Source organism: Pseudomonas sp. FG47, from assembly GCF_057809115.1.
The window spans coordinates 1-11976 of sequence record NZ_JBMDJI010000067.1 but is presented as its reverse complement, the minus strand read 5'-3'; the positions used below and the strand labels follow the sequence as shown (position 1 = coordinate 11976).

Below are 11976 nucleotides of genomic sequence, written 5' to 3'. Positions count from 1 at the left end.
CTACAGGTATTGCAGGCCGCAACCGGCGTAGGAGCCGGCTTGCCGGCGAACACCGCCACAGCCGGTGCCAGCCACCGTGTCGCCTGGTTCGCCAGCAAGGCTGGCGCCTACGGGTTACAGCGTTGCGTTACACCGGCAGCAGCGGAATATCCCCCGCGCCCTTCCCTTCGCGGCGCTCGCTCATCCAGTCATTGACCTGCTGGCCGAACTCGGCAGGCGCCTTGCGCCCGAAGCGCCGCGCCAAGTCGAGGATGGTCTGCTGGGCCAGGGCCTCCTCCATGCGTTTCTGCGCGCCCAGCATCACCGCGTGGATGGCACAGGTGCCCGCGGTCGCCCAGCCCGGCGCTGAACCTTCGAACACCGCGCAGCGCTCGCGGATCTCGCGGCAGTCGAAGATCTTCTTCGGCCCATCGATGGCGTTGACGATGTCGAGCACGGTGATCTCGTCCGAGGGCCGCGCCAGGCGGAAGCCACCACGCACCCCCTCGGTGGCCGCCACCAGCCCGGCCCGGGCCAGCTTGGTGAAGACCTTGGCCAGGTACTCCTGGGGCACGCCTTGCAGCTCGGCCAGGTCGCGCACGCTCGACTCGCGGCTGTCGCCACGTTCATCGACCAGGAACAACAGGCAATGGATGCCGTATTCGACGCCGGCACTGTACAGCGACATATCAATCTCCGACTAAATTTGTCGCAAATAGTACGCCCTCCACGCACGCCTGGCAAAACCTCAGTCGACCACCCGTCTTTTTTCACAGCCCCCCGAAGTGCCATGGCACAAGGGTTACAGCCAGATTCACGCGGCCCACGGCCGAGCGCGGATGAAAAAAACACTTGCGGCAACAAACTACGACCAATAAAGTCGTAGTTATTCGGCAAGCGCCCACGCCCCGATCGAACCCTCGTCCCCTACCTTGCGGAGCCTCTTCATGACCTCTCACATCCTGATCATCGGTGCCGGCTTTGCCGGCGTCTGGAGCGCCCTGAGCGCCGCCCGCCTGCTTGACCAGGCCCAGCGCGGCGATGTACGCATCAGCGTGCTGGCCCCGCAACCACAACTGCGCATCCGCCCGCGCTTCTACGAAGCCGACGCGCACACCCTGCAGGCACCGCTGGCGGCCCTGTTCGAGGTGGTCGGGGTGAACTTCATCCGCGGCCACGCCGAGCACATCGACAGCCAGGCGCGCCAGGTCGGCTATGTCGACGACAATGGCCAGCACCAGCAAATCGCTTACGACCGCCTGGTACTCGCTGCCGGCAGCCAAGTGGCCCGCCCCGCCGTGCCGGGCTTGGCCGAGCACAGTTTCGATGTCGACCAGATGGAGTCGGCGGTGCGCCTCGAGCAGCACCTGGCCAGCCTGGCCGACCTACCGGCCAGCCCGGCGCGCAATACCGTGGTGGTTTGCGGTGGCGGTTTCACCGGTATCGAAACCGCGACCGAAATGCCCGCCCGTCTGCGCGCCATCCTCGGCGAAGGCCAGGCCCGAGTGGTGCTGGTCGACCGTGGCAGCAGCGTCGGCGCGGCGCTGGGCGCCGGTATCACGCCGTCGATCATTGCCGCCTCGGAACAAGCCGGCGTGCAGTGGCTGACCGGCGCCTCGGTGGTGGCGGTCGATGCCGGTGGCGTGACCCTCGACAACGGCGACTACATCGCCAGCAAGACCGTGATCTGGACCGTTGGCGTCAAGGCCAGCCCATTGACCGCGCAAGTAGCCGGCGAGCGTGACGGCCTCGGCCGCCTGCGCGTTGACGACCACCTCAAGGTCGTCGGCCAGGCGCATATCTACGCCACCGGTGACGTGGCCTGGGCGGCGGTGGACGAGCTCGGCAACCACGCGCTGATGACCTGCCAGCACGCCATCCCCATGGGCCGCCACTCGGGCAACAATGCCATGGCTGACCTGTTGGGCCTGGAGCCTGTGGTGTACCGCCAGCCCAAGTACGTGACCTGCCTCGACCTGGGCGAGTGGGGGGCGACCTTCAGTGAGGGCTGGGAGCGCGAACTCAAGCTCCAGGGCTTGGAAGGCAAGGCGATGAAGCAGCAGATCAATACAGTCTGGATCTACCCGCCGGCCGCCGACCGTGCCCAGGCACTGGCAGCGGCAGACCCGCTGATCGCGATCGTCTGAGTGACTGAAAACGAAAAGCCCGTCACACAAGTGACGGGCTTTTCGTATTCGTCATGACATTGAACGACTGGTCAACAATGGTGGCACTATGTCATCATTCCGAAAAAAACAACATGAACCGTGAGGATATAACCCTTCGCAGCGCATCGAGAGCCTGACCCACCGAGCCCGGTAAACCCGCGCTCTTGACGCCTGCCTGCCACCGTCAAGGAGCGTCGCATGCAATTTCGGAACATGAAGATCGGCATTCGGGCCGCAAGCCTGTTCACCCTGCTCGGGATCCTGGTCCTGGCCATGGGCCTGGTCGCCCTCTACGAAACTCGCAAGATGGACCGCGCCACCGACGAGATCCGTATCACCTGGATGCCCGCCGTCCTCGCCCTGGGCGAAGTCAGCAGCAACCTTGGCCGCGCCCGCGCCCTCACCCTGCGCAGCGCCCTCGAGGAAAGCGCCGCCGCGCGCCAGGCCACCCTGGCCAGGATCGTCGAGGTCAACCGTCAGCTCGAAGACGACCTAAAAGCCTACGAGAAAACCATCATCAATGCCGACGACCGCGCGCTGTTCAGCACCTTCATGGGCCTGAGCGAACGCTATCACGGCCTGCAGAAAGCCATTCGCGATGCCGCCGCCGACGAGCAACTGGACGAGGCGCGGCGCCTGATCAACGGCCCGCTGGCCGAGTACGCCGACAGCATGATGCACGCCCTGGCCGCGCTGATCGACTACAACACCAAGGGCGCCGAACAGGCCTCGTTGCGCAGCAGCGACGCCTCCGACGAAGCCTTCGCCCTGATCGTCGCCACCCTGGCGCTGATCCTGCTGGCCCTGGTCGCCATCGCCACCCTGCTCACCCGCAGCATCGTCCTGCCCCTGGCCGACGCCGTGGCCGTCGCCGAGCGGGTCGCCACCGGTGACCTGACCCGCGAGATCACCATCACCGGACGCGACGAACCGGCCCTGCTGCTGCGCGCCCTGAGCCGCATGCAACACAGCCTGCGCGACACCCTGCGGCAGATTGCCGGGGCCTCCGACCAACTCGCCTCGGCCTCCGAGGAACTGCACACCGTCACCGAGGACACCAGCCGCGGCCTGCACCAGCAGAGCGCCGAGATCGACCAGGCCGCCACCGCCGTCAACCAGATGACCGCCGCGGTCGAGGAAGTGGCCAACAACGCGGTGAGCACCGCCGATGCCTCCAAAGGCGCCGACCAGACCAGCCGCGACGGCCGCGACCAGGTCAATCAGGCGCTGAGTTCGATTCAGCATCTGGTCAACGATGTCACCGGCACCTCGAGTGAGATCGAGCAACTGGCCAACAGCGCCAACGAAATCAGCCGGGTGCTCGATGTGATCGGATCGATCGCCGGACAGACCAACCTGCTGGCCCTCAACGCCGCCATCGAGGCGGCTCGCGCCGGCGAGGCCGGGCGTGGCTTCGCGGTGGTCGCCGACGAGGTGCGGGCACTGGCCCACCGCACCCAGCAGTCCACCGCCGAGATCGAGCAGATGATCGGCGCGATCCAGAACGGCACCGAGCGCGCGGTCAGTGCCATGCACAGCAGCCAGGGGCGCGCCAGCGGCACCTTGGAAGTGGCGCAGGCGGCCGATCAGGCCCTGGAACTGATCGCCGACGCCATCGCCTCGATCAACCAGCGCAACCTGGTGATCGCCAGCGCCTGCGAAGAGCAGGCGCAAGTGGCGCGGGAAGTGGACCGCAACCTGCTGAACATCCGCGACCTGGCGATGCAGACCTCGGCCGGGGCCAACCAGACCAGCGCGGCGGCCCAGGACCTGTCGCGCCTGGCGGTGGACCTGAACGGCATGGTGGCGCAGTTCAAGCTGTAACCCCAACGGGGCTATCGTTGCCGCTCGACCATCGCCACCGTACACCGACGCCTGGGCAAACCACCCGCCGATGTGCTGGCCGAACAAGCCCGCATCGAACGCGCCGATACCCTGCTGCTGGTCTACCCCATCTACTGGTGGTCGCTGCCGGCCCTGCTCAAAGGCTGGGTCGAGCGCGTATTCAGCAATGGCTGGGCCTTGGCTTGTTCGACAACCTGGACAACGCTGCTTGAACGGCCGGCCGGCGCGCGCGGGTACGCCGCGACGCCATGAACGGCTATCATGGTCGCGCGTATCTGGACTCGGGCACGGAGGCCCACGCCGCCATGGCCATGATCGAATTGCACGGTATCAGCCTCAATCACGCCGGCAAGCAGTGCTTCAGCGGCATCGATGCACGCATCGAATGGGGGCAGCGCATCGCCATCATCGGTGACAACGGCAGCGGCAAGTCGTCATTGCTGCGCTTGTTGCAGGGCAGCCTGGCGCCCAGCGAAGGGCGCATCGAACGCCATGGTGGCCTGCGCATCGGCCACCTGGCGCAGGTGCTGGACAACGCGTCGTCACTCAGCGGCGGCCAGCGGGTCAACCAGGCCCTCAGCCAAGCCCTCGCCCCAGGGCCCGACCTGCTGTTGCTCGACGAACCGACCAACCACCTGGACAGCCACAACCGGCGCTCGCTGTCGCGCATGCTCGAGCATTTCCCCGGGACCTTGGTGTTGGTCACCCATGACATCACGCTGATGAACCAGGCCTGCGACACCCTGTGGCACCTGCACCACGGACGCCTCGAGGTGTTCAACGGCAACTACGCCGACTACATGGCCGCACGCGACCTGCAGCGCGCCCAGCTCGACAAGCGCATCAGCGCCGTGCGCCAGGCCCGTGACAGCACCCACGACGCATTGATGCAGGAGCAGGTCAGGGCCGCCAGCGCCCGCAAGCGCGGCGCCAAGGCGATCGAGAACCGCAAGTGGGCCACCATACGTTCGCCGACCAAGCTCGGGCGCGGCAGCACCACCGCCGGCCGCAAGCAGGCGCAGATCCTGCAAGCGCAGCGCGACCTGAGCGCGCAACTGGCCGAGCTGCGTCCAGAGCCGGTGATAGTGCCGCATTTTCAACTGCCGGGCGCACAGCAGTCGTCACGGGTGCTGATCCAGGTGCGCGACGCCAGCATCGGTCACGACCAAACCCCGGTGCTCAGCGGCATCGACTTGCAGTTGGCCGGCGGCGAACGCCTGGCCGTGACCGGCGCCAACGGCAGTGGCAAGTCGACCCTGGCGCGAGCCCTTCTCGGCGATCCAGCCGTATGGCGCCAAGGTGACTGGTTGACCCCAGCCCCCGAGGACATTGGCTACCTCGACCAGCACTATGCCACCTTGCCGGCTGACCTCAGCGTCCTGCAAGCGCTGGCCAGGCAGGTGCCCGAATGGACGCTGGCGCAATTGCGCGCCCATCTGGCGGACTTTCTATTCCGCCAGGCCGAAGCGGTGCAGGCACCGGTCCAGGCGCTGTCCGGCGGAGAAAAGGCACGCCTGACATTGGCCTGCATCGCCGCGCGCCCGCCCCAGTTGTTGATCCTCGACGAACCGACCAACAACCTGGATTTGCGCACACGTAACCATGTGCTGGAGGTGCTCGCCCACTACCCCAATGCCCTGCTGGTGATCTCCCACGACCAGGGCTTCCTCGACGCTCTGGGGATCACGCGCAGCTTTCACTGTGCCAGGGGCCACTCGGCCAGCGGCCAATAGCGACCCTTGCGTGACTCGTACAAGGTGAAGTGCCGCGCCATCAAGTAAAACTCCGGCGCCTCGCTGGCTTCCGGCACCTGGCCGCGATAGTCCCGCGACAAGGTCAGGTGCGGCCGGTACTCGCGCGTCGGCGCCGCGATGCCCAACGGCAACAGCGCCTGGTGCAAGGCGTAGACCAGTTGCCGCAAGGCAACGGGCGCCTGTTCGGGTTCGAGCACCAGCGCCGCGGCGCGCGGCCAGACTTGCAAGCGGTCCAGCAGCACGCGCAGCGGCGCCTGCGGGCGCGCCAGGCGCTCGACCGCGGCGCAGATCGCCGGCACCTGGGCGGTGTCGACATCGCCTAGAAACGCCAGGGTGACATGGAAGTTTTCCGCCGGCACCGGTTTGCCGCTGCGCAGGCCCAGGGCTCGCCGCCATTGCGCCAAGGCCCGACACTGGGTATCGGTGACCGGCAGGGCGAAGAACAGGCGCTTGAAGGGTACCCCGCTCTGGCGTGCATCCTGGATCATGGGGGGCTCCTTGGCAGCGAATCGTGGGCATGAGTGTAACGCCCCTACCATAGGAAAAGACTGCACAGGCAGTTGAATCGTTTACGCAACCTGTAGGGCCATCCCACCTAAGTCGTGTGGATTTGTCGCAACAATAGGTACAAACCCAGGCCACGATTGTTTATGCTGGCGGGCTTACGCCATGGCGCATGGCCATTTTTCGACAAGTAAACGTCCATGAAAATTGCACTCGTACTGATCTTCGTACTCTCGATCGCCTATGTTCACCTGCGCGGCCGGGTTCGCCATAAACTGACCCGCCAGTTGGGCGACCACTCCAGCTTCCTGGCCCCGGTGAACGCCTTCCTCTACCTGTTCTCCAAGCACCCGGCCAAGCCGTACCTGCCGGTGGAGTCTTTCCCAGAACTGCAGGTGCTGCAGGACCACTGGCAGGAGATCCGCGCCGAAGGCCAACAGCTGTTGCAGGCCGGCGAGATCAAGAAATCCGACAACTATGACGATGTCGGCTTCAATTCGTTCTTCAAGACCGGCTGGAAGCGCTTCTACCTGAAGTGGTACGGCGAGAGCCACCCTTCGGCGATGACCTTGTGCCCACGCACCACCGAACTGCTGCAAGGCATCGGTTCGGTCAAGGCGGCGATGTTCGCCACCCTGCCGCCAGGCGCCAAGCTGGTGCGCCACCGCGACCCCTACGCCGGCTCCTACCGCTACCACCTGGGCCTGGATACGCCCAACGACGACGGCTGCTACATCGACGTCGACGGCGAGAAGTACTCCTGGCGCGACGGCGAGGGCGTGGTGTTCGACGAGACCTACATCCACTACGCCGCCAACACCACCGAGCACAACCGCATCATCCTGTTCTGCGACGTCGAGCGCCCGCTCAAGTACCGCTGGGCAAGCGCGTTCAACCGCTGGTTCAGCCGCAACGTGATGGCCGCCGCTGCCGCGCCCAACGACGCCAACGACAAGACCGGTGGCATCAATCGCCTGTTCACCCGCATCTACAAGATCCGTGAACGCGGCAAGGCCATGAAAAAGCGCAACCGCACCCGCTACTACCTGGAAAAATGGGCCGTGGTCGCCGCCCTGGTGCTGGTGTTCATCTACATCTGACCGGGTGCCTTCGCTGGCAAGCTCGCGCCCTCAGGGAGACGAGCTTGCCGAGGCCCCTCCCTCCTTCTGTGCCCCGCCGCCGCCAACATCGACTAGCCTGAAAGCTCCTGTTGCCAACCTAACAAGGTGAACACGATGAGCATGATGGACTGGGACGCCTACCGTAAGCAGTTGATGGCCGGCATCGGCGATCTCAAGCAACTTTCCCCCGATACCGTGGCCGGTTACATGACCGCCAGCGGCGCCGGCGCCAAGACCAACCACCTGGATGCCAAGACCCGCGAACTGATCTCCCTGGCGGTGGCCGTCACCACCCGCTGCGACGGCTGCATCGCCGTGCATTCGCAGCAGGCGGTCAAGCATGGCGCCACCCGTGAGGAAATCGCCGAGGCGCTGGGCGTGGCCGTGGCGATGAACGCCGGCGCCGCGCTGGTCTACTCGGCCCGGGCCCTGGATGCCGTGGGCAAGCCCGGCGCCTGACGCACCAGGCGCCGTCGCTCTTGCACGACGGCGCCGCGCCGCCCAGACTGAGCGGCTCAGTACCCGCAGGAACCACCATGATCCAAATCCGCCCCATGACCCCGGAAGACTTCGAACGCTTCTGGCCCACCTTCCAGGCCATCGTCCAGGCTCGCCAGACCTACGCCTTCGACCCTGGGCTCAGCTTTGAACAAGCGCGCGCGCTGTGGCTGCAAGCTCCGCTGCGCACCCTGGTGGCCGAGGCCGACGGCGCGCTGCTGGGTTCGTATTTCCTCAAGGCCAACGCCGCTGGCCCCGGCGGGCACGTGGGCAACTGTGGCTACATGGTCAGCGAGCACGCCCGTGGCCGTGGCGTGGCCAGGCTGATGTGCGAACACTCGCAGAAACTCGCCCGCCAGGAGGGGTTCCTGGCCTTGCAGTTCAACTCGGTGGTGGCGACCAACGAGGTGGCCGTGGCGCTCTGGCACAAGCTGGGTTTCGACACGGTCGGACGCCTGCCCAAGGCCTATCGACACGCCGAACTGGGGTTGGTGGACTGCCTGGTGATGTACAAGTGGCTGGCCGACCAACCGGTGCTGGAGAAGCCGCCGTTGTTGATTGGCCGCAAGAATATCGAGGCACGGGTGTCGCGTCGGCGCGGTCGCTGACCGGCGCGCCAAAAGCGTAGGCGCCGACTGGCCGGCGCCTACCGATTGCGCGGTACCTGGGAGCGCTCAGGCGCTTAGAACGCCAACCCCACCTTCACCCCGAACTCATCACGCTTGAGCTTGGTGTTGTCAGCCACCGGAGTGTCCTCGTCGAGCTTGTATTCGGTGCGGGTGTAGTACGCCCCCACCTGCACCGGCATGCCGCCTTGCTGGTTCATCAGCAAGGTGACCTCGGCGTAAGGATTGGTGCGATCCTTCATGTCGACGCTGTCGCTGCCGTAGTCATCGACCTTCAGGCGCGCCCGCCCATCGATGCTACGCCGTGCCCCCACTTCCACGCGCAGGGTCGAGGCATCGAACTGGTGGTTGTAGCCCAGCGCCGCCTTGGCGAACGGCGACTTGTAGGTCAGCCGCGTGTCGAGGTCGTTGATCTCGGGCTCGAAGCGTGTCCAGCTGTAGCCGCCGCCCAGCGTCAGGTCGACGAAGTTGCGCGCATCCAGCGCGGCGCGCCAGCCCAGGTCGAGGTCGGCCTGGGCCTCCTTGAGCTTGTTGTCGCTCTTCTTGCCGTACTTGGCCTCGGCGCCGATCTGGTAGATGAAGCCGGATTCGGCGGTCATCTTGTTGCCGAAGGTGGCGAACACACCACCCTGGCCCATGTGCTCCTTGTCCGATTCGCTCCCGCCCTCGAACTTGAACTTGTCGTAGGCCCCCAGCAGGCCGAGGGTGAACAGCGGATCGCTGCTCGGCGCCGCAGTGGCGGCCAGGGGCGCGCCGAGCAAGGCCAGCAGGCAGGAATGACGCAACAGGTTACGAGTAAACATGCGCAGCAGTCTCCATGACGTGAATGAATGACGAACGACCGGTTCGAGACAACGCCACTGGGGAAAGTTCGAAAAAGTTTCGACAAATACCGCTAACTCGCTAAAGCGTCACAGATTTTGCCTTCATTCAAACGATTGACTCCCTGCCGGTTCGATGGTCAGATGCGCGCCAGTTTCAGGTGTCCTGCGCCGCCGCGCGCAGGGTGAAACGGGAAACCGGTGCGTCGTTTTCCACGACAAGTCCGGCGCTGCCCCCGCAACGGTAAGCGAGCGAAACCTTCGACACACCACTGTGCACAGGCATGGGAAGGTGAAGGCTTCATGACCCTCGCAAGCCCGGAGACCGGCCTGAGGCTTCACTTGGCAACCCGCGGTGGGCGGGCGCAGGCCGGTATCCGCGTGCGCGCCCGCCTACGCGATTCGCCTTTGCGTGTTTTCCACCGGGATCCATTCATTCCTGTAGCAGTGGAACGACATGTCCCGATTCAACAAGCTTCACACCCTGGCGGCCTGCCTGGCCGTGTCCCTGCCCGCGCTGGCCGACGATCAGCCCGGCGCCACGCTTACCCTGCCCTCCACGGCGATCACCGACAACCGCGACCCGCAGGCCATCGACCTGGCGACGCCGACGCAAGCCGGCTCGCGCCTGAACCTCAGCGCCCTGGAAACACCAGCCAGCACCAGTACCCTCACCGAGGCGCAGATACTCGGGCGCAATAACCAGACCGTGCAGGACGCCGTGACCCGCTCGCCGGGCATCACCTTCATCGGCTCCCCGGGCGATGGCGGCACTGGCCTGTCGGCACGCGGCTTCAGCGGCCAGAGTTCGGTGATGACCCTGTTCGATGGCTCGCGACTCTACGCTGGCGCCGGAACCCTCACCTACCCGGTCGACCCGTGGATGGTCGAGCGTATCGAGGTGGTCCGCGGCCCGGCCTCGGTGCTGTATGGCGAAGGCGCCACCGGCGCGGTGGTCAACGTGATCCCGAAGAAGCCCTTCAGCGGCGACATCCGCAACCACCTGCGCCTGGGCTACGGTTCCTGGGACCGCCAGCAGCTCGGCCTGGACAGCGGCGGCAGCCTGAGCGACCGCCTGAGCTACCGCCTCACCCTGAACCAGCAAGCGGGTAACGGTTGGGTCGACCGCACCGACTCGCGCAGCCTGGCGCTGTCGGCGGCCCTTCGCTTCGATGCCACGGACGACCTGAGCTTCACCCTGTCCCATGAACGCGGCGACGCGCAACCGGCCAACTATTACGGCACCCCGCTGATCGACGGCCACCTGCGTGGCAGCCTGCGCAAGAAGAACTACAACGTCAGCAACGACCAGCAGCGCTACCACGATGAATGGACCCGGCTGACCAGCGACTGGCAGATCAACGACAGCCTCAGCGCCAGCAACCAGCTGTACTACATCAAGAGCCGCCGGCACTGGCGCAACGCCGAGGAGTACGCCTGGGATGCCGATAGCGCGATGATCCAGCGTCGCAGCTTCCTGGAGATCAGGCATAACCAGGAACAGATCGGCGACCGCCAGAGCTTCACCTTCGATCATGCGCTGTTCGGCCTGGCCAGCAAGACCGTGGTCGGCGCGGAGTACAACAAGATCCGCTTCAATGTCGACAGCAACTCGCCCTACAACGACAACGGCAGTGACCCACTCGACCCTTGGCAGCCCACCCCTGGCGGTTTCCACAGTGGCTCGCCGCTGCGCCCGCAGATGCTGTCCAAAACCAGCACCTTTGCGCTTTTCGCCGAAAACCGAACGCAACTCACCGAGCGCCTGTCGTTGGTGACCGGCGTGCGCCGCGACCAGAACCATATCGACCGTGACAACCTGGTCGATGGCACTCGCAGCGACCGCAGCCTGAGCGGTGGCAACTGGCGTGCCGGGCTGGTGTTCGCGGCCACCGACGACTTGTCGCTGTACGGCCAGTACTCCACCAGCGAGGACGGCGTCGGCGACCTGCTGACCTTGCGTCCCGAGCAGCGCCTGGAACTGACCGAAGCCAAGCAGACCGAGCTGGGCTTGAAACAACGCTTCTGGGACGGACGCGGCGAGTGGACGCTGGCCGCCTACCACATCGTCAAGAAGAAGCTGCCGGTGTATGACGTGGTGTCCAAGCGTAGCCAGCAAGCTGGCCAACAGACCTCCGACGGGCTCGAAGCGAGCCTGGAACTGGCCTTGGGCAACCAGTGGCAGGTATCGGCGAACGCCGCACTGGTGCGGGCCAAGTACGATGATTTCATCCAGCGCAGTGGGGGGATGGTTTACGACCGGGCCGGCAACCACCCGCAAGACGTTCCGCGTCGAACCGCCAACCTGTGGTTGAGCAAAGGCTTCGGTCAGACCGTCGACGCGGGCATCGGCCTGCGCTATGTGGACGAACGCTACACCAGCGCCGCCAACGACGCCAAAGTGCCTGGCTACACCGTGGTCGATGCCAACCTCGGCTGGCAGTTGCTGCCCGACGTCCGCCTGGGCCTGCAGGTGAACAACCTGTTCGACCGCCAGTACGCCCAGTCCAGCTACAGCGGTGAGCAATGGCTGCTGGGGGCGCCCAGGTCGTACTTCGCTACGGTCGACTACAGCTTCTAGGGTCCCCCGCCATGCGCTACTCCTGTAGGAGCCAGCTTGCTGGCGAAGCAGGTGACGCGGTGGTTGGCACCGGCTATGC

The 11976-nt window shown here is 65.6% G+C and carries 10 protein-coding genes, 1 pseudogene and 1 riboswitch; of the genes and pseudogenes, 8 read left to right on the top strand and 3 right to left on the bottom strand.

Features of this window, described 5'->3' with window-relative positions:
• Nucleotides 1-127: 127 nt before the first annotated feature.
• Complete coding sequence (locus ACODS5_RS24285; RefSeq protein WP_134693863.1) at nucleotides 128-667, bottom strand: RrF2 family transcriptional regulator; 540 nt, start codon at nucleotides 665-667, stop codon at nucleotides 128-130.
• A 259-nt stretch (nucleotides 668-926) separates the two neighbouring features.
• On the opposite strand from ACODS5_RS24285, the gene ACODS5_RS24280 reads away from it, so the two are divergent.
• From ACODS5_RS24280 to ACODS5_RS24265, 4 genes and pseudogenes are all read left to right on the top strand, one after another.
• Entirely contained in the window at nucleotides 927-2126 is a 1200-nt protein-coding gene (locus ACODS5_RS24280; protein WP_489109849.1) for an NAD(P)/FAD-dependent oxidoreductase, read from the top strand.
• A 219-nt stretch (nucleotides 2127-2345) separates the two neighbouring features.
• The gene (locus tag ACODS5_RS24275) at nucleotides 2346-3971 is read left to right on the top strand and encodes a methyl-accepting chemotaxis protein (protein WP_134693861.1); all 1626 of its coding nucleotides are present in this window, start codon (nucleotides 2346-2348) and stop codon (nucleotides 3969-3971) included.
• A 39-nt stretch (nucleotides 3972-4010) separates the two neighbouring features.
• A pseudogene (locus ACODS5_RS24270) lies at nucleotides 4011-4169 on the top strand (NAD(P)H-dependent oxidoreductase); the annotation flags it as partial.
• A gap of 128 nt (nucleotides 4170-4297) precedes the next feature.
• Nucleotides 4298-5725, top strand: coding sequence for an ABC-F family ATP-binding cassette domain-containing protein (locus tag ACODS5_RS24265; RefSeq protein WP_489109848.1), 1428 nt, complete (start codon nucleotides 4298-4300; stop codon nucleotides 5723-5725).
• Here the strand turns inward: ACODS5_RS24265 and thpR are convergent.
• Complete coding sequence (thpR, locus tag ACODS5_RS24260) at nucleotides 5689-6234, bottom strand: RNA 2',3'-cyclic phosphodiesterase (protein ID WP_489109847.1); 546 nt, start codon at nucleotides 6232-6234, stop codon at nucleotides 5689-5691. The two genes, ACODS5_RS24265 and thpR, sit on opposite strands and share 37 nt — an antisense overlap.
• Nucleotides 6235-6450: 216 nt before the next feature.
• Between thpR and lpxO the strand changes: the two genes are divergently transcribed.
• The 3 genes from lpxO to ACODS5_RS24245 all read left to right on the top strand — a co-directional run bounded on the left by lpxO (nucleotide 6451) and on the right by ACODS5_RS24245 (nucleotide 8477).
• Nucleotides 6451-7350, top strand: coding sequence for a lipid A hydroxylase LpxO (lpxO, locus tag ACODS5_RS24255; RefSeq protein WP_134693858.1), 900 nt, complete (start codon nucleotides 6451-6453; stop codon nucleotides 7348-7350).
• A gap of 135 nt (nucleotides 7351-7485) precedes the next feature.
• The gene (locus tag ACODS5_RS24250; RefSeq protein WP_134693857.1) at nucleotides 7486-7830 is read left to right on the top strand and encodes a carboxymuconolactone decarboxylase family protein; all 345 of its coding nucleotides are present in this window, start codon (nucleotides 7486-7488) and stop codon (nucleotides 7828-7830) included.
• Nucleotides 7831-7907: 77 nt separating this feature from the next.
• Nucleotides 7908-8477 (top strand): GNAT family N-acetyltransferase, encoded by a 570-nt coding sequence (locus ACODS5_RS24245; RefSeq protein ID WP_134693856.1) that lies wholly within the window; start codon nucleotides 7908-7910, stop codon nucleotides 8475-8477.
• Nucleotides 8478-8551: 74 nt separating this feature from the next.
• On the opposite strand, the gene ACODS5_RS24240 is transcribed toward ACODS5_RS24245, so the two are convergent.
• Nucleotides 8552-9298, bottom strand: coding sequence for an outer membrane beta-barrel protein (locus tag ACODS5_RS24240; RefSeq protein ID WP_134693855.1), 747 nt, complete (start codon nucleotides 9296-9298; stop codon nucleotides 8552-8554).
• 160 nt (nucleotides 9299-9458) lie between these two features.
• Nucleotides 9459-9664, top strand: a riboswitch (cobalamin riboswitch).
• A 109-nt stretch (nucleotides 9665-9773) separates the two neighbouring features.
• On the opposite strand from ACODS5_RS24240, the gene ACODS5_RS24235 reads away from it, so the two are divergent.
• Nucleotides 9774-11897 carry a TonB-dependent receptor gene (locus tag ACODS5_RS24235; RefSeq protein ID WP_489109846.1) on the top strand — a complete coding sequence of 708 codons (2124 nt, stop codon included), beginning with the start codon at nucleotides 9774-9776 and terminating at the stop codon, nucleotides 11895-11897.
• The last annotated feature ends 79 nt before the right edge of the window (nucleotides 11898-11976 follow it).

Coding starts and splice junctions, on each gene's coding strand:
- ACODS5_RS24280 (WP_489109849.1), top strand. CDS start 927: ATGACCTCTCACATCCTGATCATCGGTGCCGGCTTTGCCGGCGTCTGG.
- thpR (WP_489109847.1), bottom strand. CDS start 6,234: ATGATCCAGGATGCACGCCAGAGCGGGGTACCCTTCAAGCGCCTGTTC.
- ACODS5_RS24275 (WP_134693861.1), top strand. CDS start 2,346: ATGCAATTTCGGAACATGAAGATCGGCATTCGGGCCGCAAGCCTGTTC.
- ACODS5_RS24245 (WP_134693856.1), top strand. CDS start 7,908: ATGATCCAAATCCGCCCCATGACCCCGGAAGACTTCGAACGCTTCTGG.
- lpxO (WP_134693858.1), top strand. CDS start 6,451: ATGAAAATTGCACTCGTACTGATCTTCGTACTCTCGATCGCCTATGTT.
- ACODS5_RS24285 (WP_134693863.1), bottom strand. CDS start 667: ATGTCGCTGTACAGTGCCGGCGTCGAATACGGCATCCATTGCCTGTTG.
- ACODS5_RS24240 (WP_134693855.1), bottom strand. CDS start 9,298: ATGTTTACTCGTAACCTGTTGCGTCATTCCTGCCTGCTGGCCTTGCTC.
- ACODS5_RS24265 (WP_489109848.1), top strand. CDS start 4,298: ATGGCCATGATCGAATTGCACGGTATCAGCCTCAATCACGCCGGCAAG.
- ACODS5_RS24235 (WP_489109846.1), top strand. CDS start 9,774: ATGTCCCGATTCAACAAGCTTCACACCCTGGCGGCCTGCCTGGCCGTG.
- ACODS5_RS24250 (WP_134693857.1), top strand. CDS start 7,486: ATGAGCATGATGGACTGGGACGCCTACCGTAAGCAGTTGATGGCCGGC.